Raw genomic sequence first — 17,053 nt, 5'->3', positions numbered from 1 at the left:
CGGAAAGATAGGACCTTTGTCGTATATAGTTGAAACAGAGTAAAAGAAAAGAGAAGCCTTACGTCGAAAGATGTGAGGCTTTTTTTATGTTTGGAAACAATTCGTGTATTCAATAGGTAACCCAAGTCAGAATGCGTTTCTGACGGAGGCGGAGCGAGACCTGCGGAGCTCGCGAGTCTGGGCAAGGACACCCAGTCGAGCAGGAGTCAGGAAGGCATTCTACGCCGAACAGCGGTCAGGTGAATCTACGAATTGGTATTCAAAACCTTCAATTTCTAGCCTATCTTTGTTCCAACGAGCTTGCCTTTTTTTGGTTTGGTTTGGAAACGACGAGGGAAGATTTTGAAATTCTAGTTGGATCTTGTCTTCAGAGATCCATTGGTATTTGCCTTTAAACTTTGGTATTTCAAGTGATCCATCACTTTCGCGAAATGACACCAAAGAAAATTCAAATGATCCATTTTTATCAAACTTAAGATTCGAGATGGGCCCGTAAGCACCTGGACTTGGGCCATACCAAATAATATTTGCAAAGATCTCTTTTGGGCTGAGCCCTGCAATTTCATTAAATCTGTATGTATTACGAAGTAACGAAAGATCTTTGTCTTTCAGCATCAAACTTTTGTAAGACTTTTTGTTTTTGACTGCATGATTTAATAACTGAAAAACGTCTTGTTCTTCTGTCAAATACTCGCATTGACTTAATAGGATAGTGTAAACGCATGCCAAGTTATAGTTTGCATATGGGTCACTTGGATTTTTCTTTAAACTTTCTTTGAACCAAATTTCTGCCTGAGACCAGTTTTTCTGGTAAAAGGCATCAATCGCTTTTTGGTTAGTCTCCGACAATGGTTCTGAATTTAATGAAATTCCAAATCCAATGAAAATAAAAAGGATGAGTAAATAAATTCTCAATGGGTTCATTTTTCTTCGCCTTATCATATAAACGATTTAGACAAAATCTTATTTTCGCAAGTGTAAATCTAGTTTGAAATTTGGTAAAATTACGTTGCTCCGTTTTTCGGAAGGCAGATAATTCTTATTCAGTAACTTCTCTCCCAGGCAATCAATTCCCAGTCAAAAAAACAATACAATCATCCCTTAAAATTCTAATTGCCTTTTTTATTTTCTCTTTTAATAAAAGAAAAGGAGAAAAAGATGAAAAAGGGAAAAAATATTGGTATCACTATTGTTGTCTTGGTTCTACTTGGAATCGCCTTTTATAGTTATATGGGTGGGTTTCAGCAGGTAACGGTGAATCGTGAATCATTTGGTCCAACTGAAATTTTTTATACTACTCATAAAGGACCTTATAATGAGATTGGAAATAGTTGGGATCGTTTTCAAAAAGAATGGGAGTCGGTAGGAATTACCAGTTGCGATAGCCTAGCAATTTATTTGGACGGACCTGATACGGAACCGACAAAATTGCGATCAGTTCTTGGGTGCCGATGGGAAGAGCTTTCTGCAGAACAAAAGAAACAAGTAACTTCTAAGTTCAAAACTTTTTCTATTCCTCAAATGAATGGGCTTAGTGCTTCTTTTCCTTTCAGGAATTTTCTATCATATTTTTTAGCACCAACCAAAGTGTATCCTAAATTCCAAGAGATCTTAACTACAGAATCATCCCAAACTTCGGTAGCGATTGAAATTTACGGCGGGTCCTCTTTGTCAGTGAATTCCATTGGTTTTTTTATGCCGATAGGTGTTAGTCGAGAGGTGTTTAAATCACTGGAAGAAGCTTTTCATTGAAAAAAAATGAACATAACCCTTACCCTCGGAGTATGTAGTGTTTGTTCTGAGGGTCGCTTTCCTATCCCTTGGAAAATAAGAATCCGAACCGCCTAGTCAATTCGATCCTAAATTTTTTCAATTTTGAAATTCTAAAGATTTGGGATCGTTCAAAGAAGTTTGTTTAGAATTCTTCTAAACAAACACCTGCTAAATCCTCCATATGTTTATAAGAGTCCTTGACTTTCATTGACTAGTCAGTCATAATGAAAACAGGTTTTCTAAAATTTAGAATCAGAAATCTAAATCGGTAGGGGTATTGGTTTTATGTGGACTTTTAATACAGAGGCCGGCACGACAACAGTGGAAGGGATTGCCATTTGGCTCCTTGTTTTTCTTGCCCTTTTTGTTTTTAATGAATTTGCGAGAAGATGGAAGTGGGCTGGCTTTTTTAGCTTCATAGTCCTCCCCACTTTTCTTTCCATTCTTTGGTTTTTCTTTATGAAAGAACAAACCTATACAGATTGGTTTCATTTGGCCAAAGTGTATTCTGCGATTGCAGGTTGCCTTATCTTTTGGGCGATCCGCCATATTCAGAAACATGACGCTAAAGGAAATATACGCTGGCGATTAGCGAATGTTAAAACTGCATTATTTTTTCCTGCTTTCATTTTAGCAGTGAATATCATTGAGGCAGTCACAAGAGATTTTCAAGTTGGAAGGGTTTATTGGAATTTATTTTCAGGGCCAATTGAAGGTGAAGTGACTGGAGTTCTTGGTGGGCCTTGGAATTATATGAATGCTGTTGCGGGTATTCTGAATACGGTTACAATTACTGGTTGGTTTGGAATTGTGATTCGAAAAGAAACCGAAACTGATAAGAGTCGGGATATGTTATGGCCTGATATGCTTTGGTTCTGGATAGTCGCTTATGATTTGTGGAACTTTTCTTATACATATAATTGTATTCCATCACATTCTTGGTATGCTGGTTTAGCACTTCTTTTGGCACCAACTGTCTGCGCATTTACGATTGGAAAAGGTGCTTGGTTGCAACATAGAGCACAAACGCTTGCTATCTGGTGTATGTTTGCTCAAACCTTCCCAATGTTTTTAGATTCAGGAGCCTATGTAGTTCGCTCAACATACCAACCTTGGATTTATAATTCTATTGCTGCACTTGCATTAGTTAGTAATGTGGCTGTGTTCTGTTATATGATCTATAAGTGGGTTAAAACAAAACGGAATCCATATACTAAAGAGATTTACATCGATCTCGGTGAATATAAAGCCATAAAGGCTTTGGCTGAATCTTAGTTCAGAATTTTACTTTTATTGAAAGGGTCATGTTTCTTGTGACTCTTTTAATAACATCAAATAAGCATTGATATAAATCAATGAGCTTTGAGATGACGAATTTTTTTTATGGTCAAATCATTTGCTTTTCTTTTGATTATATAGATTAAAATGATTTCTAAGTTTTCTCTATATGTTTCTCTTGTCTTGTGAAGAGTCTGTTTTATTTGGGATTCGTTACTTTTGTCTTTTTTGTTTTGAATTGTTCAAAGGTAGATTCTAGAATCATTCAAGAGACATCTGAATTTGAAGTAGTGGAACCTCCTTCAGATTTTTTTCTATCTTCTCTTTGTCCATCTGGATGGAAAGCAGAGAAAAATTACTGCATCATCAATTATCAGTATGTAAATTCTTTAGAAAAAAATGGTGGCTTAGGCCAATCTCTTCCAAACATCAAACTAGATCCAAAAGTTATTGATTTGGGTAGGTATTTGTTTTTTGATCCTATTCTCTCTGGAGATAAACAACTGTCATGTGCACATTGTCATCACCCAGCTTATAGTTTATCGGATGGTCTGAAACAAAGTATTGGGAAAAGTGGGACGGGTTATGGACCTGAACGCAAAAATGGAGTGGTATTAAAGAGATCAGCGCCGAGTTTATGGAATGTTCTCTACATGAAACACTTATTCTGGGAAGGGAGAGCCTCAAATTTGGAAGACCAAGCGGAAGGCCCACTCTATTCTCCTGATGAAATGGACAGTTCACCTACGATCATCGAATTACGATTAAATGAAAATCCTTTCTATCAAAAAATGTTTCGGCAAGCGTTTGGCCTGGGGGTGAAAAAAATATCGGCTCAATTGGTGGTTGAAGCGATAACATCTTTTGAAAGATCACTCGTTTCTTTTAGTAGTAGGTTTGATAAATGGTCGACTGGAGATAAAGACGCACTTAGCAAAGAAGAGTTGTTAGGTTATAATGTCTTTCGATCTTTTGTTGCCAGATGTGCTGAATGCCATCCTCCACCGATGTTCACAAATAATGTTTTTGCAACCATTGGAGTTCTCGATTCGGGAGAAAGGGATTATGGCCGAGAAACCATTACAGGTCAAGATTTGCTTCGTGGTTCTTTTCGTGTTCCTAGTTTGAGAAATATAGCAAAAACAGCACCTTATATGCATGCTGGAAATTTGGAAACTCTCGAGGAAGTTGTAAATTTTTATAACGAAGGTGGCGGTAGGGGGAATGGTGCACCCAGTGATCTTCGAATTCATTGGCACGTAAGAAAAATGGGCCTCAGTCAAAATGAAATTACTTCCTTAATTTCTTTTCTAATGACATTGACTGATGAAACAAGTATGCCCAAATTTCCTATGTCTGTACCATCAGGTTTACCAGTAGCACTAGATTTAGAATCATATCATCGGAGATCCAAACAATAATGAGTTTTAAAAAACTTTTTCAATCCATTCTTTTTTTAAAAAATTCAAAAACCCATTTTCATCTATGGTTAGTTATCTTTTTATCTTTTTTCTTCACATCCCACGTTTTTGCACGCACAGTCGAAGTTCATGAAGGTGAGTCGATTCAAAAGGCGATTGATTCGTTAGAAAAAGGAGATACTGTAAAAGTGTTTCCTGGTATTTATCATGAATTTTTGTTTGTCGATAAAACACATTTCACTCTGTCTGGTGTTATCGTCAATGGCAAGTGGCCAGTGTTAGATGGAGAAGCCAAACTCAATGATGGTGTGATTGGGTCTGGGGCAAATTTTCTCATCGAAAATTTTCATATAAAAAATTACAAAGCGAATGGAGTGATGACCCAAGGTGCCGGTAACATCATTATGCGTAAGCTCATTGTGGAGAACACAGGAATTTACGGAATTTATCCAACGATGGGGACTAACGTAGTAGTTGAAGATACAGTTAGTTTAGGAATTGCTGATGCTGCAATTTACATCGGGATGTGTCACAATGTTGATGTTAGACGAAATGAAGTTTATGGTAGTGTTATCGGGATTGAAATTGAAAACTCAACAAATGTTTTAATCGAAGGAAATACTGTGTATGATAATTCAGCAGGTATCGTTGCTTTTGCTTTACCAGGGTTGCCGCTAAAAAAAGTTGAGAATGTAATCATTCGAAAGAACTTCATATTTGATAATAATCATCGAAATTTTGCAGAACCGGGAGCCCTGGTAGCCGGTGTTCCACCAGGGATTGGGATTGGTGTCATGGCGGGAGATGCAGTAACGATTGAAGGAAATATCATTCGTAGAAATAGTTTTGCCGGAATTGGAATTGGAGATAATAATTTGCTCCCTAATTCTAAATCACCTGATCCGGATGTGGAACCAAATCCTGACCGCAACAAAGTCCTTGAAAATGTTTTTATAGATAATGGATCTCGAAAGTGGAATGATTTTATCTCTTGGATATTTTATGTGATCCGAGTTGTTTTTTCCGGTAATCCAATTCCTGAATCTCCTAACGGCGGGAAAGTGGGAATTTTCCCAGATGGATATGATATTGTCGCTTCAGGGAAAGGAAAAGACAATTGTTTGCTTTCTCCTGATTCAGTTACAAAAATTGGAACAAATGAATATGGCGTTTGTTCACCAAAAGAATCCACAGAACAAATCAAAACGATGATTGGAGATCCAAAGTTGGGAGAGGCTAAATCGGATGCACGAGAACTAGGAAAACAAGTGTTTGGTGCCGTTTGTTCTGGCTGTCATTCGATGACTCTTCGTACAGTAGGTCCTCCAATTAAGGAAATACAGGATAAATACAAAAAAGATGTTTATGGTGTTGTCTCCTTTGCATCTATGCCCAAAAAAGTTCGAGAAGGTTTTATAGAAATGCCTTCGCAAAAGTATTTAGGAAATGAAAAGTTAACAGCTGTTGCTAACTATATTTTAAATTTGAAAGATGAAAACTCAAAAGGGGTGGTAAAATAGTATGAATGCAGAAAAAAACCTTCCTCAAATGAATCCATTCCGCGGCGGATTAATATCGATCATTCGATTGCTGACACCTCCCATATTAGCTTTCCTCTTAATTGTATTGGTACGCTACGTTTCCAATGATATTTCTTGGAAACGTAACCTTTTGGCGGTTTCCTTCCTTTGTTATTACGCTGCCGTTTCGGTTTTCGGAACATTACGTGCTGCATCTGCAGTAGAGGATATCCTTGGCGAAGAAGATGTTGTAGAAGATAAAACATCACGAATGAGACGAGCGAGACATTCTGTTCGAGTATTTTTTTCTCTGTGGTTTGTGGGTGGAGTTGCAATTCTTGCCGGTTTATATGTAGGGATGAATAAAAATCGCTGGGATATGCCCATTCCCCTTCCTTCAATACAGATATTAAGTTCGATTGTTTGGGCTATCCTCTCTTCGTTATTATTGCAACTAATGAGTTTCCATCGTGGAATTTTGCTTACAAAAGGTGGATCAACAAAAGGTTATATTGCGCAAAGTATATCCATCTATGGATTTCTCATTACACTGTTTCCAATTTATTTTCTATTATATGCAGGGAATGGTAAAATTCTTAATATTCCCTACTTAATTGCTTTTACGTTACCTACAAATATTTTATTAGTTTATCTGATTATTAAAAAATATAAGTCAGTCTTAGGCATTCTTGGGGAAAATTCTGAATTATTTTTTCATCCTGACTTTAAATATGCAGCCAAAAAAGCATTTGGTGTTTTTTTTATACTCTTTTTACTCATAAGTTTATTCTTTTTGGATTATTCGAGAAGGAGAAAATTACTTTGGATTTATTCCGCTAGAGAAAATCATATTTACCTTTTCCATTTTTTACGTTTAACGGGCGTAAGTGTAGATGAAGTGGATGAACATAAATACACTCCACTTTTTTGGGCGATTCAAGGTGGGTCGCTTCCATTTGTAAAGTCGATCGTTGGGGAAGGCGCAAATTTGGAGGCAACCAATGAATTCGGTCAGACTCCATTGATTCTTGCTGTTTTACTTCAAAATGAGCCCATCGTGAAGGAATTGGTTTATTTGGGATCTGATCCTAACCGAGCCGATACATTAGAGGGTCAGACTCCTTTAATTTTGGCTGCAAGAGATGGGAATTTTGAAATCGCCTCGTTCCTCTTGGAAAAAAATGCAAATCCTGCGGTTAAAAATAAAAAAGGTAAATCAGCATTAGACTTAGCATTAGAGAATGGACATCTTAAAATAGTTGATTTACTAAAAAATCTAAAACAAACCAAATAAGTCTGAAATTTATTTAATTTCTTTTTATTCTTATGTACCTTTTGTCCTCTGTACATATGGGTATGTTAAAAGATAAAATGATTTCAGATATGATAGTTCATGGCTATGCAAAAAAAACAATTCGAAGTTATACGATGTGTATGTCTCGTTTGGTTAGATACTTTCAAAAATCACCTCTGGTTTTACAACCCATTGATATCTATAATTTTTTCCTTAATTTAAGACTGTCGAATAAGTCAGATTCCACTTTAGTCATTTTTTATAGTGCAATATTGTTTTTTTATTCTCTATTGGATCGTAAGGAAATGTTAGATCTAGTTCCGTTCCCAAAACGGAAGCGGAAAGTTGTGGCTGTCTTTAGTCAATCTGAGGTTACAAACTTTCTTGGGAATTGTACTTCTGTCTGTGAAAAATCAATTTTTACATTATTGTATTCTTCTGGGATTCGTATTGGAGAAGTGTTGAACTTGCAAGTGGTTGACATTGATTTTGAAAGAAAAGCTATCTTCATTGCTTCAGGCAAAGGTGGTCACGGAAGATACGCGATATTAGGAGATAAGACGGCGATGCTTCTCAAACAATATATGGAGATTTATAATCCAAAAACATTTTTGTTCTTTTCTCAAAAAGGTAAGAATGTTCCCATTAGCCCTCGGACGATCCAAGCAGCTTTTCAAAAAATTCGTAGTTTATCAGGAATTCAAAAGTATGGAACGGTACACACTTTGAGGCATTCCTTTGCAACTCATCTTTTGGAGGATGGATACAGTTTAGTGTACATTCAAAGGTTATTGGGTCATGCAGATATCAAAAGTACTTTAATCTATTTGCATGTAAGTCCCAATTCTCTTTTACAAATCACAAGTCCCCTCGATAAAATAGGGAATATCAAGTTGGGAGTTTTTGAAAGTCAGAACCAGTATGGATTTCAATTCCAAAAAAGTCTCGCTTAGGTTTGGATTCCTTTTTTATATGATCCTGATCGGGTTATGAAAAGTATCAAAACAATCTTATTTGGTCTACTGTTCCTTACAACAACGATGTTTGCAGAGAAAAATCAAGATCAGGATTTTGAAAATATAAAATACCAAACGGAAATCGTTGTTGCAGTGGCGGCAAATTTTAAAAATCCAATGGAAGAGATTCGTTTAGCCTTTCTAAAGGAGAATCCAAAATCAAAAATAACTCTTCTATTTGGGGCTTCAGGCCAACTCTCAAGCCAAATTCGGGTTGGTGCTCCTGTTGATTTATTTCTTTCGGCTGATATGGATTTTCCGGAGGCTCTTTACAGGGAAGGTTTTACTAAGAACAAACCAAAGGTCTATGCCACTGGAAAATTGGTGATCATGTCACAAATGCAGAAATCCAAATCAATTTCAATGCAGGAACATTTACTTAGTGAAAATACAAAATATATTGCCATTGCTAATCCCAAAACTGCCCCTTATGGAAGAGCCGCTATTGAATCATTGAAGTATTATGGAATTTATGAAAAAGTAAAAGATAAACTTGTGTTTGGTGAAAGTATTACGCAAGTAAACCAATTTATTCTTACGGGTTCTGCCGATTTTGGTTTTACCTCCCTTTCTACTGCACTCACAAAAGAAAATACAAATCAATTTTGGGAAAATATTGATTCTTTGTCTTATACACCAATTCACCAAGGAGCCGTTATCATAGAAACAGGTAAAAATCGATCGAAAGAAGAAATTATACAGATTCAGATTTTTTTTGATTATTTATTTTCGAAAGATACCAAGCTCATTCTTTCTAAATATGGGTATACGTTGTCTACAAAATGAATATTTTATTTTCTGTCATAGTGATTTGATAAAGCAAGGAAGAATTTATGATTTTAGATTTTGATCCTCTTTGGTTAACTTTAAAACTTGCTTTTTGTACAACAATACTTTTGAGTTTGATAACCATACCTATTGCGTATTGGCTTACTTTTTCATCCTTTAGATTTCGTTTTGTATTAGAAACAGTTCTAAACTTACCCTTGGTTCTACCACCTACAGTTCTTGGTTTTTATCTTCTAATATTTTTTAGTCCCAACCACTGGTTAGGAAGGTGGATTGAGGAGATTTTTCATTTCCGAATTGCTTTTAGTTTTTTGGGAATTTTAATTGGTTCAATTTTCTTTAGTTTGCCTTTTATGTTGCAAGCATACCAAGTGGGCTTTTCATCTATTTCAAAAATCTATATTGAGACCGCGATGGTTTTGGGAAAATCAAAGTGGACTATTTTATTTCGAGTGATTCTTCCAAATTGTAAAGCGGCAATTTTGGCTGGTATGGTTTTGACATTTGCGCATACTATTGGTGAGTTTGGCGTCGTACTTCTGATTGGTGGGAGTATTCCTGGTAAAACGAAAGTCGCATCCATTGCAATCTTTGAAGAAGTAGAGGCAATGAATTATGTTTCAGCTCATATTTATGCGGCAATACTTGTATGTATTTCGATGTTTTTTTTGTTATTGCTCTTTCGTTACAAGAGAAATTTAACAATGGTTTTGTCTTCGAAAAATTAAATCCAGAGTTCAGAATGATCATTGTAAATATCCAAAAAAAATTTTATTCAGGAAATTCAAAACCTGTGGAGCTTCAGTTTCAATGTGAGATTCCACTACACCAAACCAACGCTCTTTTTGGTCCATCTGGAGCAGGTAAAACAACTTTTTTGAAAATGCTTACTGGTTTAATAACTCCTGACTGCGGATATATTTCTGTTGATGGACAATTTTGGTTTGATTCAGATAACAAAATCAATTTACCAATTCTATCTCGATCAATTGGTTTTTTATTCCAAGAATCATCTTTGTTTCCCAATATGAATGTTAGAGAGAACTTAGAGTTTGCATTTCAGAAAGGGATGGAAGATATGTCTCTTTTGCAAGAATTAATATCGTTTGCTGAAGTAGAGGATCTCCTAAATCAAAAAGTGGAAAGATTATCAGGTGGTCAAAAGCAAAGGGTGGCTCTCGTTCGGGCCCTCATTCAGAAACCAAAGTTTCTTTTTTTAGATGAACCTTTTGTTTCATTGGACCAAAGAATTCGAAACCAATTACTTGCGCTTGTCCATTCGTTTCAGAATCAATTTCGAATGACAGTCATATTCATCAGTCATGAAATCCCAGAGGTCGTTAAACTTGCAAAAAAAGTTTATATGGTATCCAAGGGACAAATTCTATCTAGTGGTGATCCGATTGATTGTTTTCGGCAAAATCATAATGACTTACTGGAAGCAGAAATAATCGGTATGAACCCATCTAAGAATGAGGTGGCACTTTGGTATCCTAACCCCCTTATCGTTTTAAAGAGAGAACCGAGCGATCCAATATTGAAGATCAACGGTTTTTGCCTTACACAAATAAAAATCAAAAGAGATGGTGATTGAATTTTAGTCTCATCGCTTTGTCGTTATTCATAGAAGACTCAAGTTGTTAATTGAAAACCCCCTAAACAGGGGGGATGTTCTCCTAAAATATTTATTTCCAAACTTATGAATTGAAAGAAAGTCATCTGAATTCTTTGCAATCGTTTTAAGTTTTTGTAGAGAAATAAGTAATTCAAACTGAGGATTTCATGATTCCTATCCCTGAACTATTGGTAAATCCGACCACAATTGAATATTTTTGGCACAAACTCCCTTGGGCGATACCAAACTTTTTTACAACATTTGTTGGACTGACACTCACTTCACTTGCGATACTCGCCCTCAAAAGATCTGATAATCGTAAACTTCTGATCAGTTTTATTTGTTTTTCCTTTGCATTTGCTTCACTTGGTTTCGTTCTATCACTACGCACCTTGCTTCAGGACCAACCGACACTATTGTTTTGGAATCGCATTGGATACTTTGGAGTTGTTTTATTATCTCCATCGGCTGCTTTTTTAACATACTATTTAACGAACCAGTATTATAGATATTTAATCATCTCTGGATTTTTGTCCTTTTGCACCGTTTGTTTCAGTTATTACGGGCTTTTAACTCAATATGATTTTACAGGTGGCTGGTTTCTTTATTCTTTTGGCAAATATCCAATTGCTGAACTTCCTCTTAAAATTTGGGGAGTCGTTTTAGTTATTAATTATACATTTGTATACACTCCTACTTCCGTTCATTATTGGATGAAGCATAGAGTAGAATTTGAATCAAAAAAGTTTTTGTTTTTAGGTCTCCATATCTGTAGTTTTCTTTTGATTACCAATTTACTAAGTTTAGTTGGATATCCAGTTTTTCCATTGAGTAGTTTTGCATTTCTTCCCTTATCTATTCTCGGTTACGGAATTTTTCGTTCAGATTTTTTAAATTTGAACGATTTGTTATTCAAACAGAGAGGATTGTTTTACTTTTTATCTGGATTTATTACCACGATTTTAATTGTAATCGCATATTTAATTTCCTTTTACCTTCATCCGAATGACCAGTTAACAGCATACATTCGACCTTATTTTTTGATTCCACTTCTTTCTAGCGTTGTCGTATTTGCTCTGGCTATTTATATCGCCGGAAGTAATCCTGATATCAAATTAAACATGTTGGCTTCCATATCGTTTTTTTTAGCAGGTGCTTTTACAATTGTTATGGTCATTTTTAAGTTTGACTTGCCATTAATTGTACATCGGAGGTTAGAACAAATTTTCTATACATTGTTTGTATTCACCCCAGGGATCCACTTGCGATTCTGTTATGCGTTATTTGGTAAAAAGTCCCCCAAACAGATTTGGCTTTTAGATTTCGCTTCTCTCCTTTTATCGTTTGTCCTTTGGACTCCTTATTTTTTTGGAGGATTCTATGAGTATTCTTTTGGTCGGATGTCTGCAGGTGGTATTGGACTAAATGTTTTTGGCCTTCTTGGGATGATTGGTATGACATTTTTTTTAAAAGAATGGATTCATATTTGGAAAGAGACTCAAAATAAAATGGCCAATCTTATTGTGCTTTCCTTGTTTTTCGGTGACTTCCTTATTTTACTTAATTTACCGGCTACAATGGGAATTCCTTTGTATTCAATTGGTGAATTACAATTTGTCCCAGCACTTTTGATTTCAATTTTTATCGTCAAACTAGGAGCCATTCCTACTTCGGGGCAAGCCACATTAATTGGAAATCGGGTTTCATTAATGATTCTGTTCTTTGTCCCAATTTCTATGTCCTTTTATGTTTTGAATTTAACGGAAGTTTTTCCTGTGAATGTTGCCATATACCACGCATTATTTGTTGCATCGCCTATTGCACTCGCCTTTTACCTTGTGTCCTTTGTGTTTTTGCGATCAACTGCAGTAAAGTTAGACCAAACTATATTTGAGTTAGCAGAAGAAAAAATAAAAACTGACAATGCTCTTACACAGTCGGAAGAGGCAAAAAAAGAAATTGAAGCAATCAATCATTTAACTAGTATAATCAACTCTGAATTGGAAATTTCAAAAATCATTCATGCAATCGCAAGCTATCTAAATCAAAAATATGGAATTCTTGCTTCATGGTTATTTTTATTGGATGAAAATCAAAAGGAAATCAGAAGTGTGCACGCAGAAGTCTTCGTTGAAATCACACCTGAGCAAAGAGCTTTCGCAAGTAGCTTACGAATCCCTTTTAGCGAAGAAGGTGGTATGGCTTACTTGGTGTGGAAGAGAAAGAAAAGTCTGCTAATTCCTCAAATCAAACAATACGCATTCGAAATTGATAAAAAAATTTGCGAAGGCGTAATCGCTACTTCCTTTTTGCATGTACCTTTGGTTTTAAATAATGAAACCATCGGATTTTTTATGTTCTCTAATTTCCTGAACCGTTTAGATTTAACGAAAGCTCAAGTCAGATCCATTGAAAATCTTTGCGCTCAAGTTGCTGGAGTAATCAATCGAGTATATTTATTAAAGGAAACGGAAAAACAAAAACAAGAGACAAATTCTCTAAATAATTTACTGAAAAGTTTGAACGAAGATATTGATCTTCATGTGATCATGGAAAAAGTTCACCAATATGTGAATCATCATTTTGGAATTGAATATTACTCATTATTGTTAGCTGAAGAAGGGCGAGAGTATCTCAAATTTGTGGACATCAAAATTCCGGATTTTGTTCAGGAATTTGAACGAAAAAGACTTCTCGATATGAAGATACCTAAGTCAGGTAGAAGCGGTGCTCATTCCATGGTACTTCGTCGCAAAAAGGTTGTATTTTTCTCACAAGGAGTAGGTAATTTTGATCGGCTTTTTTCTGAAGATGATCGGTTTGGAATCAAAGCCCTTAGACTTAAACACATTATTTTTATACCTATGATACTCAGAGGAAAGGTTGTTGGCGTCCTGGACCTTTCTAATTCTGAGAAACCTCTGAGTCCATCGGAAGAAGATTTAACTCGTCTGTCCATATTAGGGGAGCAACTTGCTGGTATCTTATCTAACTCTGCTTTATTTCAAGAACTTGAAATTTCTAGAAATATTGCAGAGGAAGAAAGAAGGAAAAATGAAAAACTTTTGCTAAACATTTTGCCTTTTGATATTGCAGAGGAGTTGAAGGAAAAAGGTGCCACAGAACCAATCTTATACGAAAATGTTAGCGTTATGTTTACTGATTTTAAAGGATTCACCCAAATAGCAGAATTTTTATCACCACAAGAACTAATTCGAGATTTGGATGCTTGTTTTGTTCAGTTCGATAAAATTACAGAAAGATACAAACTGGAGAAACTGAAAACGATCGGCGATAGTTATATGTGTGCAGGTGGAATACCGAAGCGAAACCAAACACATGCGATTGATTCAGTTCTTGCGGCGTTGGAAATCCAATCCTTTATGAATTTAATGAAACAAATTAAAGCGGATCAAGGTTTGCCATTTTGGGAACTACGGTTAGGAATTCATTCAGGCCCGTTAGTTGCAGGAGTAATTGGAGAAAAAAAATTTGCATATGATGTTTGGGGGGATACAGTGAACACTGCCTCTAGAATGGAATCTTCGGGGACTCCTGGAAAAATCAATGTTAGTGGCGAAACCTATGGTATGATTAAAGATGTTTTTGAATGCGAATACAGGGGAAAAATTAACGCCAAAAACAAAGGAGAAGTGGAAATGTTCTACGTTCTGGGATTAAAGGCTGAATTTTCCTTATTTGAAGATCAAAGGACTCCGAATGAAAATTTTTGGAAATACTACGAAACATTAGCAGGAACCAGAGAACATGTCGCATAAATATGAAGCTAGTGCTGATTCCAATGTGATCAAAATTGGAATTTTGGAAAATGACGATTTCTTTTTGGAAGAACTAAAAAGCCGCATTTCAGAATTGGATAATGTATCAGAGATTTTCTCTTGGAAAACGGGAGAGATGCTTTTGCGTGATCCTCAACATAAAAATATCGATATTTTATTTTTGGATATCATGTTACCAGGTATAAACGGCATCGAAGTAGTTAAAATTTTATCGGAAAAGAACGAAAACATAAAAGTAATTATGTTAACGAATATGAACTCCGATGAGATGATCTTTAATTCGATTAAAAATGGGGCACTTGGCTACTTATTAAAATCAGAATTAGGACAAATCAAAAATATAGTTGATGTTTTGTTAGGTGGAGGTGCTTATATCACACCTACTATTGCACTGAGAGTGTTTTCGAATTTTAGACGTCCTATCGACAAACCCAAAGTATATTTAACAGATCGGGAAAAACAAATTCTTGAATTGTTGGTCAAAGGGAAAACTATTCCTTTGGTATCAAAGTTTTTGGACTTAAGTGAACATACAGTACAAGGCTATGTAAAATCAATCTATCGAAAATTACAGGTCCATAATCGGTCAGAATTAGCACTAAAAGTGCAAGAATATTCTATTTTATAATGAAATGCTTTGGGAAGTTTATTTTATTTTTCATTATCACTGCAATTCCATTGAATTGTTACCAAAAATTAAACGAAAAATATCATAATCTTTCCTATGTAGATTTATCAGATACCAATTGGGATATTTCCATTCCAATCAATTTATCGTCTGGTTGGGAAATTTATTGGAACCAATTATTGGATCCAATAAATTTCGAAGCTAATCATTCATTAGATGATGTTCCAATTGTTGAATTTCGGCCTTGGACGAATTTGAACATTGCTAAACAAAAGTTCCCTGCAAATGGATTTGCAACCTATCGTAAAAAGATAAAAGTTCAAAAGAATTTGGGGATTAAACAATTCTCTATATATTTCCATCATTTGTTTTCTGCTTCTAAAGTTTACGTCAATGGTGTGCTTATACAGGAGAATGGAAAAGTTTCGTCCTTACTTTCAGATATTGTTCCTGATAGAGCAAATTCAACTATTGAGTTTTTAACAGATAAGCAAGAATTAGAGATTGTTTTGCAAATTGCTAACCAAGATTTCTATCAAGGTGGGCCAAGAGGTGAGTTTTTGATTGCTTCTCCTTTGCAAATGCAATTGTATAAAAGTAAAAGTATTATTGTCGAAATTTTTGTTTTTGGTCTTATTTTTGGGTCAGCCTTATATCATTTGTCTTTTTACTTTATTAATCGTAACCAACGTGCTTTTTTCTATTTTGCAATTGTATGTATTACATTTTTAATTCGAATACCTTTTTTGAATTCTAAATTACACTCTTATTTTATTCCCATCCGAAGTTTTGAATTTCAGTCGATATGGTTACATTATGTAAATATACTTACTTTTGTGTTTTCTGTTTTATTCTTGAGTGAGTTATTTAAGTCGAAACAATACAAAAAAGTAAATAATTTCTTCTTTGTTGGTGCAGTTTTTGCTTTGTTTACTCCTTTTATTCCCAAAACGTATCAATACTATTTGAATTTTTTTTATCTCGTTCTTTATTTGATATTGTTCTTAGCATTCTCTTTTTTTCTTCTTTATAAACATAAAAAGGAGGCGCAAGGTTTATATTCGATGGCAATGGCTCTATTCTCACTTGCCTTATTCTGTATTTTAGCCATTTCTCTCAACTATTACGGCATTCAGGGTGGTTTATATCTAATTATTGGATATTTGTTTTATGTGATTTTCCAGACGGTATCTTTGAGTAAATTTTTTGCATATGCAATCGAATCTAGAGCCAATATTGAAATGGCTCTACATGAAGAATCATTATATGCGTTGTCAAAACAGAGAACTGAGATGCAGTTGATGGTACACGACCAATTGGGTGCAAATTTAACGGATTTAAAAGTATATTTGGAAAGAAAAATTGGCAGTATAAATGAATCGACTAAACGTAATTTTGATCTGGTCCATATTTACGATAGAGTCGTTTCCATCATCCAGTCACTTCGTAACCAACTACTTTACATCGAAGATCAAAACTTAATTTTTGAAAACTTTGTCACTGGTTTACATTTGACTTTCTTAAGAAGGTATTCCGATGTTGGACGTGAGTTTGAATTTTTGCCATCTAATGACTTTTTAAATTATTTCAGCGAAGTAAAAGTCATTGGTAAAAACCAAAGTTATTTTTTGAATATATTTTATATGTTGTATGAAGTTTGTACAAATGATATCAAATATGGAAGTGGCGAATCTGTATGGACACTGGATTATGTAGACGGTTCTTTTTTTATTATTCAAAGAAATTCGTTGAACCTACCAATACAAAATCAAAAAAGTCATCTTGAATTAAAAAGTATCAAACAAAGATTATCGCAATTAAATGGGAATTTGGAAGTTCAGATTTTAGATGAAAGTTACCAATTAAAAATTCAATTTCCTACTGGAGCAAAGTTTTTTTCTTAAAAGCATTTGCCTCGT

The 17,053-nt window shown here is 35.1% G+C and carries 13 protein-coding genes; 12 read left to right on the top strand and 1 reads right to left on the bottom strand.

Annotated features, from left to right (window positions below):
- Nucleotides 1-219: 219 nt before the first annotated feature.
- A complete protein-coding gene (locus tag CLV96_RS17615; RefSeq protein WP_040917083.1) occupies nucleotides 220-924 on the bottom strand; it encodes a tetratricopeptide repeat protein in 705 nt (234 codons plus the stop codon).
- Between the two features lie 234 nt (nucleotides 925-1,158).
- Between CLV96_RS17615 and CLV96_RS17610 the strand changes: the two genes are divergently transcribed.
- From CLV96_RS17610 to CLV96_RS17555, 12 genes are all read left to right on the top strand, one after another.
- Nucleotides 1,159-1,752: an HMG-box domain-containing protein gene (locus tag CLV96_RS17610; protein WP_004785433.1), complete on the top strand. Its 594-nt coding sequence runs from the start codon at nucleotides 1,159-1,161 to the stop codon at nucleotides 1,750-1,752.
- Between the two features lie 306 nt (nucleotides 1,753-2,058).
- Complete coding sequence (locus CLV96_RS17605) at nucleotides 2,059-3,048, top strand: DUF5692 family protein (RefSeq protein ID WP_004785364.1); 990 nt, start codon at nucleotides 2,059-2,061, stop codon at nucleotides 3,046-3,048.
- Between the two features lie 236 nt (nucleotides 3,049-3,284).
- Entirely contained in the window at nucleotides 3,285-4,472 is a 1,188-nt protein-coding gene (locus CLV96_RS17600; RefSeq protein WP_243836541.1) for a cytochrome-c peroxidase, read from the top strand.
- A complete protein-coding gene (locus tag CLV96_RS17595) occupies nucleotides 4,472-5,992 on the top strand; it encodes a parallel beta-helix domain-containing protein (RefSeq protein ID WP_004787472.1) in 1,521 nt (506 codons plus the stop codon). The genes CLV96_RS17600 and CLV96_RS17595 overlap by 1 nt, the downstream gene beginning before the upstream one ends.
- Before the next feature lies 1 nt (nucleotide 5,993).
- Entirely contained in the window at nucleotides 5,994-7,286 is a 1,293-nt protein-coding gene (locus CLV96_RS17590) for an ankyrin repeat domain-containing protein (protein WP_004785158.1), read from the top strand.
- A 62-nt stretch (nucleotides 7,287-7,348) separates the two neighbouring features.
- The gene (locus CLV96_RS17585) at nucleotides 7,349-8,239 is read left to right on the top strand and encodes a tyrosine-type recombinase/integrase (RefSeq protein WP_004784175.1); all 891 of its coding nucleotides are present in this window, start codon (nucleotides 7,349-7,351) and stop codon (nucleotides 8,237-8,239) included.
- Between the two features lie 36 nt (nucleotides 8,240-8,275).
- Entirely contained in the window at nucleotides 8,276-9,088 is an 813-nt protein-coding gene (gene modA / locus CLV96_RS17580) for a molybdate ABC transporter substrate-binding protein (protein ID WP_004785412.1), read from the top strand.
- A gap of 47 nt (nucleotides 9,089-9,135) precedes the next feature.
- Nucleotides 9,136-9,819 (top strand): molybdate ABC transporter permease subunit, encoded by a 684-nt coding sequence (gene modB, locus CLV96_RS17575; protein ID WP_004784498.1) that lies wholly within the window; start codon nucleotides 9,136-9,138, stop codon nucleotides 9,817-9,819.
- Between the two features lie 14 nt (nucleotides 9,820-9,833).
- Nucleotides 9,834-10,685: an ATP-binding cassette domain-containing protein gene (locus CLV96_RS17570; RefSeq protein ID WP_004785587.1), complete on the top strand. Its 852-nt coding sequence runs from the start codon at nucleotides 9,834-9,836 to the stop codon at nucleotides 10,683-10,685.
- Nucleotides 10,686-10,873: 188 nt separating this feature from the next.
- Nucleotides 10,874-14,485, top strand: coding sequence for an adenylate/guanylate cyclase domain-containing protein (locus CLV96_RS17565; RefSeq protein ID WP_004786722.1), 3,612 nt, complete (start codon nucleotides 10,874-10,876; stop codon nucleotides 14,483-14,485).
- On the top strand, nucleotides 14,475-15,134 hold the full coding sequence (locus tag CLV96_RS17560) for a response regulator (protein WP_004787553.1): 660 nt from the start codon (nucleotides 14,475-14,477) through the stop codon (nucleotides 15,132-15,134). Before CLV96_RS17565 ends, CLV96_RS17560 begins: the two co-directional genes overlap by 11 nt.
- Entirely contained in the window at nucleotides 15,134-17,038 is a 1,905-nt protein-coding gene (locus tag CLV96_RS17555) for a 7TM-DISM domain-containing protein (RefSeq protein WP_004784962.1), read from the top strand. The genes CLV96_RS17560 and CLV96_RS17555 overlap by 1 nt, the downstream gene beginning before the upstream one ends.
- The last annotated feature ends 15 nt before the right edge of the window (nucleotides 17,039-17,053 follow it).

The sequence above is a fragment of the Leptospira meyeri genome, from assembly GCF_004368965.1.
Lineage (GTDB): Bacteria > Spirochaetota > Leptospiria > Leptospirales > Leptospiraceae > Leptospira_A > Leptospira_A meyeri.
This window is presented reverse-complemented; position numbering and strand designations above follow the sequence as displayed.

Bases quoted from the DNA above. Each gene is read 5' to 3' on its own strand.
- CLV96_RS17615 (WP_040917083.1), bottom strand. From the start codon at position 924: ATGAACCCATTGAGAATTTATTTACTCATCCTTTTTATTTTCATTGGA.
- CLV96_RS17610 (WP_004785433.1), top strand. From the start codon at position 1,159: ATGAAAAAGGGAAAAAATATTGGTATCACTATTGTTGTCTTGGTTCTA.
- CLV96_RS17605 (WP_004785364.1), top strand. From the start codon at position 2,059: ATGTGGACTTTTAATACAGAGGCCGGCACGACAACAGTGGAAGGGATT.
- CLV96_RS17595 (WP_004787472.1), top strand. From the start codon at position 4,472: ATGAGTTTTAAAAAACTTTTTCAATCCATTCTTTTTTTAAAAAATTCA.
- CLV96_RS17590 (WP_004785158.1), top strand. From the start codon at position 5,994: ATGAATGCAGAAAAAAACCTTCCTCAAATGAATCCATTCCGCGGCGGA.
- CLV96_RS17585 (WP_004784175.1), top strand. From the start codon at position 7,349: ATGTTAAAAGATAAAATGATTTCAGATATGATAGTTCATGGCTATGCA.
- modA (WP_004785412.1), top strand. From the start codon at position 8,276: ATGAAAAGTATCAAAACAATCTTATTTGGTCTACTGTTCCTTACAACA.
- modB (WP_004784498.1), top strand. From the start codon at position 9,136: ATGATTTTAGATTTTGATCCTCTTTGGTTAACTTTAAAACTTGCTTTT.
- CLV96_RS17570 (WP_004785587.1), top strand. From the start codon at position 9,834: ATGATCATTGTAAATATCCAAAAAAAATTTTATTCAGGAAATTCAAAA.
- CLV96_RS17565 (WP_004786722.1), top strand. From the start codon at position 10,874: ATGATTCCTATCCCTGAACTATTGGTAAATCCGACCACAATTGAATAT.
- CLV96_RS17560 (WP_004787553.1), top strand. From the start codon at position 14,475: ATGTCGCATAAATATGAAGCTAGTGCTGATTCCAATGTGATCAAAATT.
- CLV96_RS17555 (WP_004784962.1), top strand. From the start codon at position 15,134: ATGAAATGCTTTGGGAAGTTTATTTTATTTTTCATTATCACTGCAATT.